Here is a 17,118-nt window from a genome sequence, read left to right as displayed (position 1 = left end):
AAGGGCTTTGGACTTGTAAAAGGGCTTGTTACAAGATTAAAACGAATAGGGCGATGGAGACTTTATGACGGAATATATTGAAGAGCGCAGATTTACGAAGGCTAAGAAGTTATTAGAAGCCCTTGCCCCTTGGTCGAATAATATAAGTAGCGGGGACTATATTTTTCGTGGGCTATCAGACAAAAAATACTTGCTCGCTCCAACGTCTATTCGTAAAGAGTCCATAGATTCAATCTGGGGGTTTTCAAAGGCATACATTGATATTATGGGGTCTCCTAGAGATAACGATTTTTCTCTAGCATTCGTTGAGTATCAATTAATCAGGGATTTCTACAGGAGCGCTGATGTTAGAGGTCTACAAGTTCCTACCTCTGATCGTCTACGCGCGCGGCTTCACCAAAAAGTAGATATCCATACTATGTCGAAGTGGGTAGATGGGGCTAAGTGGCTTCCAGATGACATGCTTGAAGTAGCAGCGTTAGCGCAACATTACGGTATTCCGACTAGATTACTCGATTGGACATACGATCCCTTCGTAGCAGCTTTTTTTGCTTCAAGACCAACCGATAGGGCACCCCGTGATTTATGCATATGGGGCTTAAATGCTAATTCTATCGGGACACTTGATGCGGGCACTCCCATGTTTCCTTTAAAGCTCATTACTCCTCATTATGCTGGCAATCCTAATCTTTCCGCTCAAAGTGGATTATTCACCCACTGGGCGCACGCAGTACCTGGCTTAGTAACCATGGCGAATGGTGAAATTAAAGCTCTGCCTCCAGTGGATCGTCGTCCTTTAGATGTGGTTTTAAAAGAATACCTATCGACGCTTTTTCAGGGCGGGTTACCATCAATGTTTATTAAGTGGACTCTGCCAGCTAGTGAGTCTCTGGAGTTGGCGCGCCTGCTTAGGGATTTTAACTACGGCCCTGGGAAACTTTTTCCAGGCTATGAGGGGGTAGCCATGGAGTTAAAGGAAAGGGTTCACTTCCCTAAGAAAAAGTCAGGTGGTCAGGTGAGCTAGCAGTCCATCGCGAATTAGGTCGAGGTCAGCATCGGTGAACCCCAAAACTTCGCGCTGTTCGTAACGAACGTCGGGAGCCCCGCGTTCTGCACGGTCTCTCAAGCCGTATTGATGCACCCTTGCAATCCTGGCAATGCGCCCGGTGAATCCGACCGTTACGGCGTTGCTGTCGCCACGAATCTTAAGATAGGACGCGGTCCGCAGCTTCTTGAACATGTCCAGCCGCCGGCGAATGCGGCCCTGCTTGCCGCGCAGTTCGCGCTTTTTCCGGGGCGCATACTTGCTCCCGTCCGGGTTTTCTTGGGCCATGACCCGCTTTTGCTGGCTCCGGCGCAGTTCCTGCCCAATGCTCCAGGCCAGCTTGACGCGTTCACCTGGCTCCAGGCGCTCCAGCAGCACCGAGGCCCAGGTCTCAAGCGCTTCAAGGTTATTCGCCATCAGGTACCCTCCACTCACCGATGTTGCCGTGAACTCCGGGCTTCCAGTTCGGATCGAGGAAGCTTGCGACGTACTGCGGTTCGCCCGCGTGCTTCACGGTGGTATTGCCCTGGTCATCGGTGCCGACGACCACCCGCTCTGTCAGTGGGAGCGTCACGCTCAGGTCAACCTTTTCCTTGTCCAGGATGTCGGCTTCGAACTGAATGCCGTTCTTCACCTTGTCGAGGTTTTCCAGCAGTTCGGATTGGTGAACGCTGAGCCAACCCAAGATCGGGAGAAACACGCTATCAGGGTGGCCGGCGAACGCGGTGAGGATGATCTGCAGGTCAAAGCTGTATTCAAACGACAGGGTGTGAGCGGCGGTGCACCGTACCTTGCCGTTGTCGATGAAGATCAGCAGCCGGTCGGGGTCGTGCTTGAATTCGGAGACGGTAGCCAGCAGGTGCGCGCGCAGGCTTTCTGCTTTGTTCATGGCGTGGCCTGCTGGTGTTTGTAGACCATGTCGACCTGATTGGCGCAGTCGGCCCAAGCGGCCTCGGCGCGGTCTTGGTCGGTCAGCAGGTCACCGTTGCTGTGCGGGCCGGTCGCCGGCAGGTGGCACGGAACCACGGCCGGACAGCCAGTCACGATAAGCGGTGGCGCCGGTGATGGCGGGGCGTTCCCGCAGCCGGCGAGCAGCGTCAGGCAAAAGCTGAGCAGCCCAGTCACGTAGTTCGGCGTTTTCACGTTTCAGTTCCTCGACGGTTCGTTCGCGGTTTGCCAGGCTCTGGCGCAGTTGGTCCTTCTGAAGGCGGAGGGTGCTTTGCGCCTCGCGTTCCTGTTTGAGGGTTTCGGTGAGCGTATTGGCGGTCTTCAGGTTGCGGTCAGCGTCAGCGCGAGCCGTTTTGGCTACGGCCGTGGCGCTCTCGGCTTTGCTTTTAGCGACGTCAATGCGTGTTTCCTGAGCCCATATCAGCAGCGCCAAGGCACCGAGCAGGGCGAGACCGAATAGGATCTGGCGCACGGTGCTCATGCCCGGTACCAGCCGAGCTTGTTCATGGCAGCGGTGTCGAGCTGTTGGATGGGGCCCCGTACGATTACGGCCCTGGCGTTGTTCATCAACTGGATGCACTCGGCCAGCTGCAGCATGTCGTCCTGCTCAGTCGATTCCGGCACTACCAGCAGATCACCGTCCTGCACGTTCAGCTTCTTCACCGCTTTGAAGTCGATCATGCCGCCACCCCTTGCCCACACTCGCAGCCGGCATGCCGTTCGTACGCGCGCTGCAGCTTGGTGTCGTAGAGGTTGCGCAGGTAATCCGGCCCGTTATAGAGCCGTGCAAACTCGGCCCATTTGCGGGCTTTCAGGGCCTTGTGCAGCACCGGGTCGGTTTCGATGAAACGGGTGAAAGCGTCGAACTGCTGGGATTCGCCGGCACTCATTGCCGCGACGAATTCCTGCACGCTGGCATAGCCGAGGCGTTGCCAGTGGAAGCCCATGATCTGGAATGCGCCCCAGGACGCAGACTCCAGTGCAGCCGTGTCATCAATCAAGCGGGCCATCGCCAGGCGCTGGTGCTCGGCGGTGCCGCCGATGTAGCCGCCGGCCTTCGGGTTGACCAGGGCCGGGTTGGTCGCTGCCAATTCATCGGCGTGGCGCTTGAGCTCCGCAGGGTCATCGCCTACGCGCCGAACTTTGGCGAGCTGGCGGAACATGATGTGCCGTTCGAACAGGATCACCGGCTTGCCGTTATCGAGGAAGCCTTTGCCCTTGGATTCCACTTCGTTGACCGCGTAGATGCTCGCCAGCGGCACGTCGAGGCGTTGAGCAGCGACTACCAGATCGTTATTGCGCAGCAACTGCGCGCAGTCACCACCCGCCAGACTGGCCTGGGTCTTGGCACCGGCAATGCCATCGGCTACCAGGCCGGCTTTCACCTGGTACGCACGCACGGCCGCTTCGGTAGCGTCACCGTAGTGGCCGTCCGGTACCAGCGTGGCACCATGCCTGTTGAGATTCTTCTGCAGGATAAGCACTGCCTGCGAGCGGTCGCCGTGGCGAAGGGTGGTGATCATGCGCTGGGCCTCAATAGGGCGGCGACGTTGCCGCCTGAACGGAAAATTAGGATGCAGAGCAGCACGATGGACGCGGCCTGCCCGAGGCTGGTGGGCTGTCGCTCCAGAAGAATTTCCAGACCGCAGATGCACAGGACAGCCCCAAACAGGCTTGCCAGCAGCGAGATGCTGCGCCGGTACCGCGCTTCGCCTCGGGTGTAGCAGGCCAGGCGCAGAGCGCTCAGCAGGTAGGCGATTGCCGCGATCAACTGCACGGCCAGTTCCATGTTCGGCATATCAGGTGCCCCCTCGGATACGACGCCAGATGTCCCAGAAATCCGCTTTCTCCACCCACATCATCAGTTTGATGCTGATCGGGATGACCACCAGGGCGCAGATAAAGGCGCTGCCACCGCTGGTGATGAACGGGATTGCTTGCAAAGCGATGGGCGCGAACAGGTAGCCCACCCCTGCGGAAAGGAACAGTGAGCCCAGGCGCTGCCAGACTTTTAGGTCGCGCTTAAGACTGGTCACCAGCCAGGCACCGAGGATGGCGCCGAACAGCGCCCCGTCGTCGATAACAGGCGTAACGGTGGACAGACCCAAGCCGATAAGAAGGCCAGTCACAACGCTGGAAGTCGGATCAGCCATGGTGTGGGTTTCCTTGGTTGCAGAGGATCAGTCCCATAGATTCACCATCTGCCGTTGGGGCGCGCTGGTTTTGGCTTCGGGCATGCTGACAGTGAGGCCTTGCGGCAGAATCGGGCCGTGATCGGCCAGGCCGGGGTTCGCCTCGAGCACGGCCTCGGTGACGCCTGCGGTCCGGCCGTAAAACCGCCAGCACAGGGCGTCGACGGTTTCGTTTTGATTGGTGCGAACGGCGACGGACATTACTCGCCCTCGGAGTCGGACGAACTCATACGGCTGGCGTACTCGAAGACGCCATCCGGCGACACATACGCGCCGGGGGACACTCCAGTTTCAACAACCCTGAAAATCGCTAAACCTAGCGGGTGCATAATTTCCCGGTTAATACGTTCGTGTAGGCCAAGGCGACTGATTTCGTTCCAGTCGATAACTTTCATGTCGCTCATCAGATCAGCTCCACGGTGGTCCGGCTTTTCTCCAGAAAGTCACGCACCGCCCAACGCAGGTCGCGGCGGTAGTCATCAATAGTGGGTGCAACCTCTTCGGCCTTGTTGTTGCCGGTGTTGGTGGCGCTGTAGTCGCGGAAGCGTTCGCACACCTCGGCGCCGGTACCAGCCTCGATCGCGCGGCGGTAAAGGTGAGCCTTCACCGAAACGTCTTTGATCCGATCACCTGGTACGGCGTCCAGCGTGGCGTAGCCCGCTGCCTGTTGAGCTGCGCGCCAGTCGCTCAGCTCGCGGTTGAGGTTGATAGCGGCGGCAATCACGGCGGTTTCCAGGCGTGCTGGGGTGACGCTGGAGTCGATGCGCAGGGTGGCGCGCAACGCATCCAAGTCAATCGACGGCCAGAACGGGTCGGTGTTCATGTGGCCGCCGGCGACGGTGCCGCTGGCTACAAATGCGCTCATGTGACTGCACTCGAAAATAGGTCGCCGGTGGTCGGGGCTTCACGTTCAGGAGGAGCGGCCTGGCCGTTCCGCCCCGAGCCGGCGGGGTGCGTGGGGACGCTCGATTAGCTGCTTGGGGCAGCGTGTTTTTTCAGGAGGCGTTCGGCGCCGTCCAAATCTTTCTTGCCGCCGCAGCCATCGTGCAGCTCGATTGCACGCTTGAGCAGATCGACACCCGCCTGGATCTGCCCTGGCTGACCCGGCTCCTCTGCGGTAATGCCGTGCAGGGTGGCGCGGCCAGTTGCCAAAAACAGCTTGGCGCGGGCCTGGTCGGGCATGTCTTCGGCTTCAGTCAGTTCAACTGTGCGGTGCAAAATGTCCAGGTCGAAACTGCCATTGGCCTTTTGTGCCTTGAGCGCGGCGGTGGCGATTTCTTCTGCCACTAAGCAGCCGGTGGTGCGTTCGAAACGGTCCGGCATGATCAATTTGTGCTTGAGGACGTAGTCGGCGATGTCCAACGCGCCGCTGTAGTCCCCTACATCGACGCGCCAGACCATGATTGTGGTCATGACGTCGTCCTGGGCGCCGTTGCCAGCCTCAAGCACCCCCTCGACGTAAGGGATGTACTCGGGCAGCAATTGCAGCTTGAGTGCGGCCTTGCCTTCGTTGGACTGGATGGCTTTCAAGCGCAAGCGGTCCTGCAGCAGTTGATTCAACTGATGCTCGTAGGCGGTCGCACCGGCCATAGACTGCTGAGGCGCCGTTTTGGCCGCCTCCATCGCCGCGCGAGCGCGGCGTTGGTGGGCCTGGGCGATGCTAAGTGCCATGGGTTAACCCTCGACCGGTGTGATGTTTTCCAGCAGGCAGCCCAGGCCGTATTCCTCGACCACATAGGACTCATTCGACGATTCGAAGTTGGAGACGCGGTTCCACTCCGGCTCTTCCTTGAGGTAGCGGCGGCGCGCGCCGATCTGCCAGTACACCGACAGGTTGGCGAAGGTGGTGATCAGGATCGCGCCTTCTGGCATGTACGGCACTTCGTACAGCGGCAGACCACCGACGCGACGTTGCGAGATGATCAGGTCGCTCGCGAGGGTGTTGGAGGCGTCTTGATCTTTGTTCACCAGGGCCAGGAACTTGTCGTGCACCAGCTCACGACCGGTCAGCACTACCAGGCCGGGATTGCGGCGATACCATGGATCCAGCAACTGAATGGCGTCATAGACCAGGGCGTCAATGTTTTTGAAGTCGCCGGTTTTGCCGATAGTGATCTTGCCAGCGGTGGCGCCTTCCTTCAGCACGCGATCAGGCGCGTGGATGCGGTACTGCTGCAGCCAGCCAATGTTGACGTCTTCCAGCAACGGGTGTGCGGTGCGGTCGGTTTGTTCCGCAGCTTGGGTGCCGTAGAAACCGATCTGGATACGGTCCAGCGCCTGACGTTGGGCGATGGCGCTGGACAGGCGAGTCTGGAAGTCCGGGAACTTGGCCCAGGCGTCGAGCTGCTTATAGCTGACGAAGGTGTCGAAGTCGGTCTGTTCAGCACGGTATTTGTCGCTGGACAGAGTGCCGATGCTGCGTGGCTCGCGCTTCTTGAGGTTGGTGTTGGTACGGCTGGCAACGGTGCTGCCGACGCCAAGGCCTACTTTTTCGCCTTCCTGTTCATCCACGCCAATGATGTTGATTTTGGTCAGGAACTCGCTCGACTCCTGAATCTTGGTTTCCAGGCGCTGCTGGATGCTGGGGTCAACGTTGAAAGTCGCCGAGGTCGATTCAACGCCGTTGAGCTGTGCAACCTGACCGAGGTAGCCGGTGTAGAGTTTTCGAGTTTCGTTACGCATGGGTGTCTCCGGTAATGAGCTTGGCGGTTTTGGCCGCAGGTCAGAATTCAGCCAAAGCTTGCTTGCCGCCGCCGGTTACCGGTGGGCGCTGGGTTTGGGAGTGGTCCTGAGTTTTGCCGAGGGTGGTTTTCAGGTCTGTCAGGTCTTTGCTGAGCTGCTCGACCCTGGTGTTCAACTCACCGGAGAATTTCTTCTCGGCTGCCAGTTGATCGGGCAGATCCTTGACGTGATCAGCAATCGCTTCCACGGCCTGGCCCATCTGGGCGAATTCGGCATCGTCCTTTGCCTGTTTGCCTCCCAGCAGCGCCTGGACCTTGCTGAAGAGCTGGGCACCGAGGCTGGGTTTGTCTTCGATTTCTTCAAAGTGCAGCTCGGTTTCCACGGCCTCGGTGAACATAGACGTCGCCGAGTAGTGGCGGTCTTTGAATGGGCTGGACTCTGGCTTCTGCGCGGAAAAAGACAGTACGTCGGTGCCCAGGCTGGCCGGGGAATCGGTTACCGCGAGGCCGACGATGTAGGCCTCGCCAGTGTCCGAGAAGCTGTCGTCGATTTCGATCGAGGTGTAGATCTTCTGCTTGGCCTTGTTCATGGCAATCAGATCAGGCGTGGGCTCCACCTGGGCAAACAGGGCCAGTTTCTTCTGGCCGTTGATTTCCACTTCCTCGGTTTTGACCGCGACCACGTCACCGTAGGCTTTGAACGGGCTGTCTGGTAGCAAACTGCGGAAGTGTTCCAGCCAGATGCGCGCGCCGTAGGTGGCCGGGTTGAAGTTCTTCGCGGCCTGTTCCAACCAACTGCGTTTGATGGTGCGCTTGTCCGAGGTAGCGCCCTCAACGGCGACGCGGAACCAATTACTGCGAAATTTCTTCATGCCGGGAATCCTCAATGCGTTGGGCGCTAAGTGCGTTGCAATGAGGGGCATGGTCGTGACGCGCGCGAGTTGCGGCAACGGGACGTGATTGTAAAGGGAGCGCTTACAAGGGGCGGTGCTACTGACTCGCAGGCCAGAGCGGCAGCATCGCGGCCATGACTACGACCGAACTACTCCCCATCGATCCCCGACGCCAATCCAAGTTCCTCTATTGGATGGGTTGGCGCATCTGCGAGATTGCCGAGGCTACGGGCGAAAAGGAAAAAACGCTACACAGCTGGAAAGCCCGCGATGAGTGGGACCGGGCCGACAACGTCGAGCGGATCGGCGGTGCGCTGGAAGCGCGGTTGGTGCAACTGATCCTCAAGGAAGGTAAGAGCGGCGGCGATTTCAAGGAAATTGACCTGTTACATCGCCAGCTCGAACGCCAGGCGCGCATTCAGCGATTCCAGAGCGGTGGCACTGAAACCGAACTCAATCCCAACCTTGCCAAGCGCAACGAAGGGCCGAAGAAGAAAACGCCGAAAAACGACATCAGCGAAGATCAGATCGAGCTGCTGCGGGAGGCGTTTATCGATGGTTGCTTCGACTACCAAAAAGACTGGTACCGGGCGGGCAATCAGCGCACCCGCGTCATACTCAAAAGCCGGCAGATCGGGGCAACCTACTACTTTGCCCGCGAGGCGTTCATTGATGCGCTGGAAACCGGCCGCAACCAGATCTTCCTGTCTGCTTCGAAAAATCAGGCGTACCTGTTTCGCGGGTACATCCAGGCGTTTGCCCGCGAAGTCATCGGCGTTGAGCTGACCGGTGATCCCATCGTCCTGCCGAACGGTGCCGAGCTATTTTTCCTCGGCACCAACGCGCGTACCGCCCAGGGCTACCACGGCAACTTCTACTTCGACGAGTTCTTCTGGACCTTCAAATTTGAAGAGCTGAACAAGGTCGCGTCGGGTATGGCGATGCACAAGAAGTGGCGCAAAACCTACTTCTCGACGCCGTCGACTATGGCTCATGAAGCCTACACGTTCTGGACGGGCGAGCGCTTCAACAAGGGCAAACCGGCGGCGCAACACACCAAGGTCGACGTTTCCCATGGCGCACTCCAGCAAGGTCGATTCTGTGAGGATCGGTTGTGGCGCCAAATCGTCACCATCCTCGACGCGGAGCAGGGCGGTTGCGATCTGTTCGACATTGATGAACTGCGTCGGGAGTACAGCCCCGAGGCATTCGCCAACCTACTGATGTGCGAGTTCGTCGACGACGGCGCGAGCATCTTCCCGCTGACGGTGTTGCAGCCTTGCATGGTCGACAGTTGGGTCGAGTGGGCCGAGGACTACAAGCCGTTTGCCATGCGGCCGTTCGGTGACCGCCAGGTATGGGTCGGTTATGACCCGGCGGAAACCGGCGACTGCTCCGGCCTGGTGGTGGTCGCGCCGCCGCTGGTGCCGGGCGGTAAGTTCCGGGTGTTGGAGCGTCATCAGTTCCGAGGCATGGACTTCGCGGCGCAGGCCAGCGTGATCAAGGCCGTTTGCGACCGCTACTGGGTGACGTACATCGGGATCGACGTCACCGGACTGGGCAGCGGCGTGGCGCAGTTGGTGCGCCAATTCTTCCCCAACGTCACCACGTTCAGCTACTCGCCCGAGGTCAAGACCCGTTTGGTGCTGAAGGCCTACGACGTGATCCACCGGGGCCGGCTGGAGTTCGACGCCGGCTGGACCGACATGGCGCAGTCGCTGATGGCGATTCGCAAGACCATTACCGCAGGCGGCCGCCAATTCACCTACACAGCCGGCCGCAACGACAACACCGGCCATGCCGACCTGGCATGGGCGCTCTTTCACGCATTGCACAACGAACCGCTGGAGGGGCAGACCTCTGCCAACACCGGGCGGATGGAGATTTTTTGATGTCGAACCGCCGCAGAAACAGCAAGCAGCTCGCCCAGGCCCCCGCCGTGGTAACGCAGGAGTTTATCCCGCGCAGTGACAGCAAGATGGAGGCGTTCAGTTTTGGCGATCCGTCACCGGTGCTGAGCGGCCGGGAGGTGTTCGACTATCTGGAGTGCTGGTTTAACGGGCGATGGTATGAGCCACCGCTGTCTTTGGACGGCTTGGCGCGGTCGGTAGGCTCCAGCGTGCACCTGCATTCGGGGCTGATGTTCAAGCGCAACTTGCTGAGCAAGACCTTTATCCCGCACCGGCTGTTGTCGCGGGCGGCGTTCGAACAGTTTTCCTTGGACTTCCTATGCCTGGGCAACGGTTACCTGGAAGGTCGGCGTTCAATGCTCGGCCCGGTGCGCGAGCTGGTGCCGCCTTTGGCGAAATACATGCGCTCTGGCAAGGATGGCCGGCAGTTCATGGTCCAGGGCTGGAAGCAAGAGCACGAATTTGAACCGGGCACTGTTTTCCATCTTCGGGAAGCGGACCTGCACCAGGAAGTGTACGGCCTGCCCGAGTGGATCAGCGCTCTGCAGTCGGCGTTGCTGAATGAGTCGGCCACGCTTTTTCGTCGCAAATATTACGAAAACGGTAGTCACGCTGGCTTCATTCTCTACATGACCGACGCCGCTCAAAACGAAGCGGACGTCGACTCCCTACGCAAAGCGCTCAAGGACTCCAAAGGGCCTGGCAACTTCCGCAACCTGTTCGTGTATTCGCCGAACGGCAAGAAAGACGGGCTGCAGATCATTCCGGTCAGCGAGGTGACGGCCAAGGATGAATTCAACTCGATCAAAAATCAGACCCGCGACGACGTGCTGGCCAGCTTGCGTATTCCGCCGCAGCTGATGGGCATCGTGCCGCAAAACGCAGGTGGGTTTGGTTCGATCAGGGAAGCGGCCCAGATCTACGCGGCCAATGAACTGGAGCCCATTCAGGCGCGCATGGCGCAAGTGAATGAATGGCTTGGGGAGGAGGTCGTTCGCTTCAAGCCCTACGAAATTCCCGCGGGGGCTTAAAACCCCCTGCGCAGCAAACGAGGCGACGAACCGGTGCGTCAACACCGGTTCGACGCTGAAACACTCGAACACGCCGAGTGCTCCAACCAAGGCCTCGCCCCACTGCGCAGGGGGTGCGAAGCCTAAGCGAATCCAATTTCCAAAACAAGGATCACTTATGAGCACACCGATAATCCCCTGGATGGGCGGCAAACGCCGCCTGGCAGATCGCTTAATCCCGCTTTTTCCACCCCACGAATGCTATGTCGAGGTGTTTGCCGGCGGCGCCGCGCTTTACTTCATGCGGCCCCAGGCCGCTCCGGTCGAAGTCCTCAACGACATCAACGGCGATCTGGTGACTCTGTATCGAGTGGTTCAGAACCACCTGGAAGAGTTCGTGCGACAGTTCAAGTGGGCGCTCAGCTCACGTCAGGTGTTCGAATGGCAGAAGATGACCAGGCCGGAAACGCTGACCGATATCCAGAGAGCGGCACGATTTTTCTACCTGCAGCACCACGCTTTTGCCGGGAAGGTCAGCGGACAGACATTCGGGACTGCTACCACCGGGCCGGCAATCAACCTGCTACGAATCGAGGAGAACCTGTCAGCCGCTTGGCAGCGCCTGTCCGGCACGTACGTCGAGAATCTGGGGTGGCTTGAATGTGCCGAGCGCTACGACCGGCCGCATACCTTCCACTACATGGATCCGCCTTACTGGCAGACTGCAGGCTATGGCGTGGACTTTCCCTTTGAGAACTATGAGCGGATGGCCGAATTCATGCGGCGTTGCAAAGGCAAGGTAATGGTCAGCATCAACGATCATCCTGATATCCGACGCGTGTTCGAAGGGTTTCACTTCGAGACGGTGGATATCCGGTATAGCACCGCCAATCAACGCCAGGCGAAAGCGGAGGTTAGCGGAGAGCTCGTGATAATGAATTGGGTACCAGAGGCGCTCGGAATGTTGTTTTAAGTTGAGAGGGTAGGCGGGTATGTCCATACCCGCTTAACTAAGTTTGCGCAGAGACATATTGTTAATTGCTCACAGGCCTAACTGTCTCCCTACTTTAGGTGTATAAGACGGAAGGTGCTGGCGAAACGTCCTACACCTCTCGGCTATAAAGCTTGCCAAATTTATCCTAGGAAGGGGCAATTGGTATGAAGGTTTTCGATTTTGTTTCTCCAGATTACGTAAAATTTTGCGAAAAAAAATACAATATAAAGTCCGGCTGTAATAATATAAAACTCAACACTCTCTACAGTTATAGGAGTCAAGAGAACGAGCTTCTTAGAGATAAAGGAGAAGGCGAGTTTTCTTACTATGTAAATTTTCCTGAGCTGATGGAACCGTCTCCTGAGTGGTTGTCATCTTTTGAGCTTGATGGTCCGGGCGATATTGAAGTTAATGATGTAAGAATTGACTACGGGCGTGTAAGAGTGAAAGGTTTTAGCTTAAGTGGTTCGACTCCGAATTGCTGGATTTATTGCATGTCTCAAAGTATTGGAAGTGCAGGTAGTATTACTGAAGCATATGAGGATAAGTGGACAATAGAAGCTACTAAGTTTCAGGATTTTGTCAGATGTATTGTGGATGCTTTGTTTAATAGTTTGACTGTTAAAGATATTCCTCAAAATTTGCTGGAAAAATACAGTATTGTTCAACTTCGTGAGCGACTTAGTATGAATGCTGAGTTTAGGGGGGTTGAATATGTCGATCGATCTGTAACGATCACCGCGCCCGATGATTTCGATGTTTTAAAAGCGCGAGAGCTTAGTGACAGCATCGCATTTAAGAAACCGAAAGAGTTTGCAGCCGAGCAAGAGATTCGTATTGCTTTTTGGCTAATGTTTGATGGCAAGAAAATATCAGTGGTAGATCAACCTAAATATATAAATCTGCGCCCGGTTGATAATATTTTTTAAAGTTTGGTCGAATGCTTAAGGTGGTGAATTTGTATTTGATCTGTCCGGCACGCTCTTTTGGTGTTGCCGGATTCAACCAGCCATTAGTCAGTGCTTCTCAGCACTGGTCTACGTGGACGATATCGGTTGAATGCCGTCTTTGGTGACAAAGCCACTGCCCGCGCATGTTGGGCAATCCTCCCTCCGCTCAAAGCGATCAAGACAGGCACTGCACTTAGTGAATCTGGCGGATACCAGCAGCGGCCGGGCCTTCTGGTAGCTTTCAAAGTCGTGACCTTCCAACGCCACCTGTGCGCAATCCACCAGGGCCCGATAGGTGTCAGCATCGCTAACGACTGGGTACACCCTGGCGTTGATGACTTGGGCGGTCTGCACCAGGTCGTAAAGCTCGCCGGATGGTGCTGTAAGCAGCAGCCCCTTTATAGGCCATGGCTCATTGTTACGACGAAACAACAGGTGCAGGTCATGCTTGTTGCCATACACCTTCCCATCAAATCCCCCCGTGCTTGGGGACGTGGCTGAATAGTACGTGTTGGCCATTATCCGCCCAATGCACACCGAGCGCTCTCTGCTCACGACGTCGTAGTGGCCGCCAAACAAGTACCCCTCAGCGAGGGCCGCCAGCTCTTCGACGGCATGCCAATACGCCGCGTCAGCCTGTTCGTCCATTTCGAACTTTTCCATTTGATCTATCACGCCCGCTGCCAGCATGTCCCGGCTTTCCCAGCGGCACACCGTTCTATGGGCCTCAGGGTTATCCATCCGGTAAGCATCGTCGTCGAGGAGTCGACGCCATTTGGCGAGCCAAGCCGTCTTTAGTTGAGAAAGGGTCATACGCTTGACTGCTTTTATTTAACTGTATGCGCATACAGTAATCGAGGATTGACCATCACGCGATTTGAGGCGACGAACTGTAAGCGAAGGGGAGGTCTGTCGAGCTGGAGAATTAGCGGGGAGGTGATGAACTTTCGCGCTTCAAGGCGACGAAAAGACCCAGTCCAACATAGCATTTCCATGCTTGCCAGGCAATGAAAAACGGGAGGTTCGGCCAGTAAATGCTGGAGTTCGACATGGTGCTGAAGGCTGGTCGGTCTGCCGCTATCGGTTGTCGTCCGCCGGACGCTGGGGGGTTGGCGTGCCGCACCGGGAGGCGGGGCAATGACGTGCCACAAATCGGGGCAGTGGCGTGCTACAGGCGGGCGGGAAGGGCTGTCTTCACCCGGCGCGCGCCGTCGTCCCCCCACCACGCCTGCGGGCTAAATGGGTCTTTTTTTCTGCACACCTGCGGACCACTCTCGGCGGCGCAGGCTGGGCGCTTGGTTGGCATTGTAGGGAGGTCAAAAGCCTGCGGAACCCTGCACCGAGGGGTGAATTCTTTGAGCGGTCTGTAGCGGCTGTTGTACAGCTGGAGGGGGGGCATCTCAAAAAGAGTAATTTCAGTAACCACCCCAAGGGATCGGGCTGGAGGCCACGTAATCCGTGGGGTTTGGTATTACAAAAAGGAGTAACAGAGAAGTAATTGAAAAGGTAATTTTTAGGCAACCTATTGTTTTTAAAGGGTTTTTATAAAGGTCAGAATTACATTTATAAAGAGTAATCAGATTACTTAAATATTACCTAAATATTACCTTTTTGGAAAACATAAAACCCTTTAATTTCAAAGGCTTGAGAGTGAAAAACGGTCAAGATTACTTATGTTACTCTTTTTTTTGCCCCCCTCTAGATTTCAGGTTTGATGCCCTAACGCGTGTAATGCGCACGCGTACGCAGGTGTCAGTTGTCGGCCGTGGGAATGGCATGGGAATGAATTTGCGCACCTGGCACCGCTGGAGCCCTTGTATTCCGGGGCCTCGACCGAGAGATTGAGGGTGCGGGTACTTTCGAATCTCTCCTTCACCGCCAAATTTGATGTAAACAAAACCCCTGGTTTCGAGAGAAATCAGGGGTTTTGTAGTTTCTGGCCCTTGAAAAGGCGCGTTCAGGCAGCTCGCAAAACCATGGGCCGTCCTCTGAGGTCTGGCCCATGATACGTCGCTTGCCAGAGTAATGACTCTGACGGTTCCTGCTTACTGCGCAGCCTTCAACTTGACCACATCACCCGAAATCTTCGTGGTATAGCCGCTCAATACCCACGCCCAGAACCACTTCTCCTGAATTTGTGTATTGATCAGCGCATCACCGCCTTTGGCCTGGATGGCGGCGGTCTGTGCACGCACGAAGCGGCTGTTCTGGCCGATCGGGATGATGCCGAACAGCATGATGCCGGTGGCGCTGGCTTCGCTGTGGCCCAGTACGGTGTACTGGCTGCTGTCGTATTGCGGGGATTTGATGGCGGTGCCGGTGCAGCCGGCGAGGGTGAAGCCGAGAACGGCTGCTGCAACTGCTTGACGGGCGTACTTCACGGGTAACTCCATGGGCTGAATATCGAGATTCAATTCTCGAAGGCGCGACACTCTAATGGCGTAAAGGCCGGATTGAAATCCGTCGTGGGAAATTTCCTGGGTTTCTGTGGCGAGCGGGCTTGCCCCGCGTTGGGGTGCGAAGCGCCCCCCATCGAGCAAAATGCGGTGTACCTGATACGGCTCAGCGCCTGGCTTTGGGGCTGCTGCGCAGCCCAACGCAGGACAAGCCTGCTCGCCACAGGGAATCTGCGCTTAACTGAACGGCATTAGGGCAAGCCCGCTCGCCACAAGGCGCGTCACGCCTTCAATCAGAGATGCAACCAGGCCAGGCTGCCGAGTATCACGGCCACGCCGCCGGCGGTATACGACAGGCGCTTGAGCCATTCCTTGCGCGTGAGCAAGGTAATCGCCGCCAACGAAATCGCGATCTGGATCGCGGTCATCGCCTGTGCCCAGCGGTGGTGCTGGTGCAGGGCCTCCTCGGACTTGTCATTCCATTCCCTGGAGGTGGCTTCAAGTTTTTCCGCCTGCTTGCGTACTTCCTCCTTCTGGCCTTTATAGCGCTGGATTTCGTCGCTGTAGTGGGCGACGTCGACACCGGGGATGTGCGTGGCCAGTTCGGCCAGATTCTGGCGGCTGGATTTGGCCTGGTAGTAATTCCACTGGTTGGCCGCTTCGGTCTTGAAGATGGCGGCGTTGTTCTTGTCCATCGCGGCTTCGCTCTCGGTGGAGCCGGCCTGATAGCTGAGCATGGCGCCGAGGGTGGCCATCAGCGCGGTCATCACGGCGATGCGGCTGGCGAACCTGTCTCCGCGGCCGTGGGCATGTTCTGTGGTGTGTTCGATGTGCTTTTCGTGGGGGCTGGGGACTTCGAAAGCTTCTGACATGGGGGGCGGCTACAAACGAACTGAGGGAGTCTGATTCTTCACTGGCGAGGCTGTCTCAAGCCTGTCCGTAACGTCGGAAAATTCGCCCATACACCGCGATATTGACCAGTAGTACCAAGGCACCCAGGCCCAGTTGAATCTGCGGCGTCAGCCCGGCCGGGTAAATCAGCGTGAGGATGTAACGCTCGACAAAGCCCCCGCCGTAGCCGTCCTGCCCGGCCAGGTGGCGAAACAGGTTTTCCCAGCGGGTCAGCGGGCAGGGCAGATGAAGCACCTCGACAACAACGCCCCACGCGGCTGCCGGCAGGTGCAACCAGAGGATCGGTCGCCATTTCAAGGCGAGCAGCCCGCCGAACAGCGCGAACAGGATGAAACACAGGTGGAACAGCACGAGGCCATCGGCGGCCAGACGGTAGAGCATCGTGGATCACTCTGTAAGGGGAGAACCTACAGTCTAAAGGGTTGCTTGCAGGCAAGCGTGGCCGCTATTGTGCTGCATCCCTCCAGTCAGTCCCCAGGATCCTTCTCCGATGAGTGCACCGCGTACCGCTGTCCCGATCAAGGCCGTGATTTTCGATATGGACGGTTTGCTGCTGGACACTGAAGGCATCTACACCGAAGTCACGCAGATCATCGCTGAGCGCTATGGCCGCACCTATGACTGGGGGATCAAGCAGCACATCATCGGGCGCGGTTCACAGGATCTGGCGGATTACGTCGTCAAGGCGCTGGACCTGCCGATCACTCCGGCCGAGTTCCTGGAGATCCGCGAGCCGCTGATGAGCGAGCGTTTTCCCAAGGCTTTGGGCATGCCCGGCGCCGAGGCGTTGGTGCGGCATTTGAAGGCGCATGACATTCCGATTGCCGTGGGCACCAGTTCGTCGCGAAACTCGTTTGGCCACAAGACCACCTTGCACCGCGAATGGTTTGGCCTGTTCGACACCATCGTCACGGCTGACGACCCGGAAGTCGGTGCCGCCAAGCCCGCGCCGGACATCTTTCTCACTGCCGCCCGCCGCCTGGGTGTGGCGCCGCAGGATTGCCTGGTGTTCGAAGATTCGCCGTTCGGCGTCACGGCCGCCAAAGCTGCGCAGATGACGGCCATTGCGGTGCCCGATGAAGCCATGGCCGACAGCAAATACCAGCATGCCGACCAGATCATCCGCAAGCTGGCGGACTTCGACCTGGCTGCCTACGGCCTGCCGCCTCTGCCCTGAACAGGCACCG

Annotated in this window: 22 protein-coding genes and 2 pseudogenes; 6 read left to right on the top strand and 18 right to left on the bottom strand. The window is 57.5% G+C overall.

The window, feature by feature from the left end:
- Positions 1–64: 64 nt before the first annotated feature.
- Positions 65–1,024 (top strand): FRG domain-containing protein, encoded by a 960-nt coding sequence (locus RHM60_RS09175; RefSeq protein WP_322214242.1) that lies wholly within the window; start codon positions 65–67, stop codon positions 1,022–1,024.
- Here RHM60_RS09175 and RHM60_RS09170 read toward each other — a convergent pair.
- The 14 genes and pseudogenes from RHM60_RS09170 to RHM60_RS09105 all read right to left on the bottom strand — a co-directional run bounded on the left by RHM60_RS09170 (position 1,004) and on the right by RHM60_RS09105 (position 7,738).
- Positions 1,004–1,462 (bottom strand): phage virion morphogenesis protein, encoded by a 459-nt coding sequence (locus RHM60_RS09170; protein ID WP_322214241.1) that lies wholly within the window; start codon positions 1,460–1,462, stop codon positions 1,004–1,006. The genes RHM60_RS09175 and RHM60_RS09170 overlap by 21 nt on opposite strands.
- Positions 1,452–1,934, bottom strand: a complete 483-nt coding sequence (locus RHM60_RS09165) for a phage tail protein (protein WP_322214240.1) — start codon at positions 1,932–1,934, stop codon at positions 1,452–1,454. Before RHM60_RS09165 ends, RHM60_RS09170 begins: the two co-directional genes overlap by 11 nt.
- Positions 1,931–2,116 (bottom strand): annotated as a pseudogene (lysC, locus tag RHM60_RS09160) (Rz1-like lysis system protein LysC); the annotation flags it as partial. The pseudogene lysC and the gene RHM60_RS09165, both read right to left, overlap by 4 nt.
- Positions 2,034–2,474, bottom strand: a pseudogene (gene lysB / locus RHM60_RS09155) (Rz-like lysis system protein LysB); the annotation flags it as partial. The pseudogenes lysC and lysB, both read right to left, overlap by 83 nt.
- Complete coding sequence (locus RHM60_RS09150; RefSeq protein ID WP_322214239.1) at positions 2,471–2,674, bottom strand: hypothetical protein; 204 nt, start codon at positions 2,672–2,674, stop codon at positions 2,471–2,473. The pseudogene lysB and the gene RHM60_RS09150, both read right to left, overlap by 4 nt.
- A complete protein-coding gene (locus RHM60_RS09145; RefSeq protein ID WP_322214238.1) occupies positions 2,671–3,516 on the bottom strand; it encodes an N-acetylmuramidase family protein in 846 nt (281 codons plus the stop codon). Before RHM60_RS09145 ends, RHM60_RS09150 begins: the two co-directional genes overlap by 4 nt.
- Positions 3,513–3,791, bottom strand: coding sequence for a phage holin family protein (locus RHM60_RS09140; RefSeq protein ID WP_096143589.1), 279 nt, complete (start codon positions 3,789–3,791; stop codon positions 3,513–3,515). The genes RHM60_RS09145 and RHM60_RS09140 overlap by 4 nt, the downstream gene beginning before the upstream one ends.
- 1 nt (position 3,792) lies before the next feature.
- Entirely contained in the window at positions 3,793–4,146 is a 354-nt protein-coding gene (locus tag RHM60_RS09135; RefSeq protein ID WP_169895864.1) for a putative holin, read from the bottom strand.
- Positions 4,147–4,173: 27 nt separating this feature from the next.
- On the bottom strand, positions 4,174–4,386 hold the full coding sequence (locus RHM60_RS09130) for a tail protein X (protein ID WP_169895866.1): 213 nt from the start codon (positions 4,384–4,386) through the stop codon (positions 4,174–4,176).
- Positions 4,386–4,589, bottom strand: a complete 204-nt coding sequence (locus RHM60_RS09125; RefSeq protein ID WP_322214237.1) for a hypothetical protein — start codon at positions 4,587–4,589, stop codon at positions 4,386–4,388. The genes RHM60_RS09130 and RHM60_RS09125 overlap by 1 nt, the downstream gene beginning before the upstream one ends.
- Complete coding sequence (locus RHM60_RS09120; RefSeq protein ID WP_322214236.1) at positions 4,589–5,050, bottom strand: head completion/stabilization protein; 462 nt, start codon at positions 5,048–5,050, stop codon at positions 4,589–4,591. The genes RHM60_RS09125 and RHM60_RS09120 overlap by 1 nt, the downstream gene beginning before the upstream one ends.
- Before the next feature lie 104 nt (positions 5,051–5,154).
- Positions 5,155–5,856: a terminase endonuclease subunit gene (locus tag RHM60_RS09115; RefSeq protein WP_322214235.1), complete on the bottom strand. Its 702-nt coding sequence runs from the start codon at positions 5,854–5,856 to the stop codon at positions 5,155–5,157.
- A 3-nt stretch (positions 5,857–5,859) separates the two neighbouring features.
- A complete protein-coding gene (locus tag RHM60_RS09110) occupies positions 5,860–6,867 on the bottom strand; it encodes a phage major capsid protein, P2 family (RefSeq protein WP_322214234.1) in 1,008 nt (335 codons plus the stop codon).
- Between the two features lie 40 nt (positions 6,868–6,907).
- Positions 6,908–7,738 (bottom strand): GPO family capsid scaffolding protein, encoded by an 831-nt coding sequence (locus RHM60_RS09105; RefSeq protein WP_322214233.1) that lies wholly within the window; start codon positions 7,736–7,738, stop codon positions 6,908–6,910.
- Positions 7,739–7,893: 155 nt separating this feature from the next.
- Between RHM60_RS09105 and RHM60_RS09100 the strand changes: the two genes are divergently transcribed.
- The 4 genes from RHM60_RS09100 (at position 7,894) to RHM60_RS09085 (ending at position 12,602) form a co-directional block, all read left to right on the top strand.
- On the top strand, positions 7,894–9,651 hold the full coding sequence (locus tag RHM60_RS09100) for a terminase ATPase subunit family protein (protein ID WP_169895878.1): 1,758 nt from the start codon (positions 7,894–7,896) through the stop codon (positions 9,649–9,651).
- A complete protein-coding gene (locus RHM60_RS09095) occupies positions 9,651–10,700 on the top strand; it encodes a phage portal protein (protein ID WP_322214232.1) in 1,050 nt (349 codons plus the stop codon). The genes RHM60_RS09100 and RHM60_RS09095 overlap by 1 nt, the downstream gene beginning before the upstream one ends.
- Positions 10,701–10,857: 157 nt before the next feature.
- A complete protein-coding gene (locus RHM60_RS09090; protein WP_322214231.1) occupies positions 10,858–11,652 on the top strand; it encodes a DNA adenine methylase in 795 nt (264 codons plus the stop codon).
- Between the two features lie 185 nt (positions 11,653–11,837).
- Positions 11,838–12,602 carry a hypothetical protein gene (locus RHM60_RS09085; RefSeq protein ID WP_322214230.1) on the top strand — a complete coding sequence of 255 codons (765 nt, stop codon included), beginning with the start codon at positions 11,838–11,840 and terminating at the stop codon, positions 12,600–12,602.
- A 108-nt stretch (positions 12,603–12,710) separates the two neighbouring features.
- On the opposite strand, the gene RHM60_RS09080 is transcribed toward RHM60_RS09085, so the two are convergent.
- The 4 genes from RHM60_RS09080 to RHM60_RS09065 all read right to left on the bottom strand — a co-directional run bounded on the left by RHM60_RS09080 (position 12,711) and on the right by RHM60_RS09065 (position 16,312).
- A complete protein-coding gene (locus tag RHM60_RS09080; protein WP_322214229.1) occupies positions 12,711–13,436 on the bottom strand; it encodes a hypothetical protein in 726 nt (241 codons plus the stop codon).
- 1,232 nt (positions 13,437–14,668) lie between these two features.
- A complete protein-coding gene (locus tag RHM60_RS09075; protein WP_245229009.1) occupies positions 14,669–15,016 on the bottom strand; it encodes a hypothetical protein in 348 nt (115 codons plus the stop codon).
- A 296-nt stretch (positions 15,017–15,312) separates the two neighbouring features.
- Entirely contained in the window at positions 15,313–15,891 is a 579-nt protein-coding gene (locus RHM60_RS09070; RefSeq protein WP_209983808.1) for a DUF4337 domain-containing protein, read from the bottom strand.
- 55 nt (positions 15,892–15,946) lie between these two features.
- Complete coding sequence (locus tag RHM60_RS09065; protein ID WP_209983806.1) at positions 15,947–16,312, bottom strand: DUF2784 domain-containing protein; 366 nt, start codon at positions 16,310–16,312, stop codon at positions 15,947–15,949.
- 109 nt (positions 16,313–16,421) lie between these two features.
- On the opposite strand from RHM60_RS09065, the gene RHM60_RS09060 reads away from it, so the two are divergent.
- On the top strand, positions 16,422–17,108 hold the full coding sequence (locus RHM60_RS09060) for an HAD-IA family hydrolase (RefSeq protein WP_209983804.1): 687 nt from the start codon (positions 16,422–16,424) through the stop codon (positions 17,106–17,108).
- Positions 17,109–17,118: the final 10 nt, after the last annotated feature.

Origin of the sequence: Pseudomonas sp. MH9.3 (assembly GCF_034354675.1) — a bacterium.
Lineage (GTDB): Bacteria > Pseudomonadota > Gammaproteobacteria > Pseudomonadales > Pseudomonadaceae > Aquipseudomonas.
Note: the sequence above shows the minus strand (reverse complement) of the source record. Positions and strands in the feature narration are given on the sequence as shown.

What these genes read in the sequence shown, in the direction of transcription:
- RHM60_RS09175 (WP_322214242.1), top strand. Translation starts at nt 65, where the DNA reads ATGACGGAATATATTGAAGAGCGCAGATTTACGAAGGCTAAGAAGTTA.
- RHM60_RS09170 (WP_322214241.1), bottom strand. Translation starts at nt 1,462, where the DNA reads ATGGCGAATAACCTTGAAGCGCTTGAGACCTGGGCCTCGGTGCTGCTG.
- RHM60_RS09165 (WP_322214240.1), bottom strand. Translation starts at nt 1,934, where the DNA reads ATGAACAAAGCAGAAAGCCTGCGCGCGCACCTGCTGGCTACCGTCTCC.
- RHM60_RS09150 (WP_322214239.1), bottom strand. Translation starts at nt 2,674, where the DNA reads ATGATCGACTTCAAAGCGGTGAAGAAGCTGAACGTGCAGGACGGTGAT.
- RHM60_RS09145 (WP_322214238.1), bottom strand. Translation starts at nt 3,516, where the DNA reads ATGATCACCACCCTTCGCCACGGCGACCGCTCGCAGGCAGTGCTTATC.
- RHM60_RS09140 (WP_096143589.1), bottom strand. Translation starts at nt 3,791, where the DNA reads ATGCCGAACATGGAACTGGCCGTGCAGTTGATCGCGGCAATCGCCTAC.
- RHM60_RS09135 (WP_169895864.1), bottom strand. Translation starts at nt 4,146, where the DNA reads ATGGCTGATCCGACTTCCAGCGTTGTGACTGGCCTTCTTATCGGCTTG.
- RHM60_RS09130 (WP_169895866.1), bottom strand. Translation starts at nt 4,386, where the DNA reads ATGTCCGTCGCCGTTCGCACCAATCAAAACGAAACCGTCGACGCCCTG.
- RHM60_RS09125 (WP_322214237.1), bottom strand. Translation starts at nt 4,589, where the DNA reads ATGAGCGACATGAAAGTTATCGACTGGAACGAAATCAGTCGCCTTGGC.
- RHM60_RS09120 (WP_322214236.1), bottom strand. Translation starts at nt 5,050, where the DNA reads ATGAGCGCATTTGTAGCCAGCGGCACCGTCGCCGGCGGCCACATGAAC.
- RHM60_RS09115 (WP_322214235.1), bottom strand. Translation starts at nt 5,856, where the DNA reads ATGGCACTTAGCATCGCCCAGGCCCACCAACGCCGCGCTCGCGCGGCG.
- RHM60_RS09110 (WP_322214234.1), bottom strand. Translation starts at nt 6,867, where the DNA reads ATGCGTAACGAAACTCGAAAACTCTACACCGGCTACCTCGGTCAGGTT.
- RHM60_RS09105 (WP_322214233.1), bottom strand. Translation starts at nt 7,738, where the DNA reads ATGAAGAAATTTCGCAGTAATTGGTTCCGCGTCGCCGTTGAGGGCGCT.
- RHM60_RS09100 (WP_169895878.1), top strand. Translation starts at nt 7,894, where the DNA reads ATGACTACGACCGAACTACTCCCCATCGATCCCCGACGCCAATCCAAG.
- RHM60_RS09095 (WP_322214232.1), top strand. Translation starts at nt 9,651, where the DNA reads ATGTCGAACCGCCGCAGAAACAGCAAGCAGCTCGCCCAGGCCCCCGCC.
- RHM60_RS09090 (WP_322214231.1), top strand. Translation starts at nt 10,858, where the DNA reads ATGAGCACACCGATAATCCCCTGGATGGGCGGCAAACGCCGCCTGGCA.
- RHM60_RS09085 (WP_322214230.1), top strand. Translation starts at nt 11,838, where the DNA reads ATGAAGGTTTTCGATTTTGTTTCTCCAGATTACGTAAAATTTTGCGAA.
- RHM60_RS09080 (WP_322214229.1), bottom strand. Translation starts at nt 13,436, where the DNA reads ATGACCCTTTCTCAACTAAAGACGGCTTGGCTCGCCAAATGGCGTCGA.
- RHM60_RS09075 (WP_245229009.1), bottom strand. Translation starts at nt 15,016, where the DNA reads ATGGAGTTACCCGTGAAGTACGCCCGTCAAGCAGTTGCAGCAGCCGTT.
- RHM60_RS09070 (WP_209983808.1), bottom strand. Translation starts at nt 15,891, where the DNA reads ATGTCAGAAGCTTTCGAAGTCCCCAGCCCCCACGAAAAGCACATCGAA.
- RHM60_RS09065 (WP_209983806.1), bottom strand. Translation starts at nt 16,312, where the DNA reads ATGCTCTACCGTCTGGCCGCCGATGGCCTCGTGCTGTTCCACCTGTGT.
- RHM60_RS09060 (WP_209983804.1), top strand. Translation starts at nt 16,422, where the DNA reads ATGAGTGCACCGCGTACCGCTGTCCCGATCAAGGCCGTGATTTTCGAT.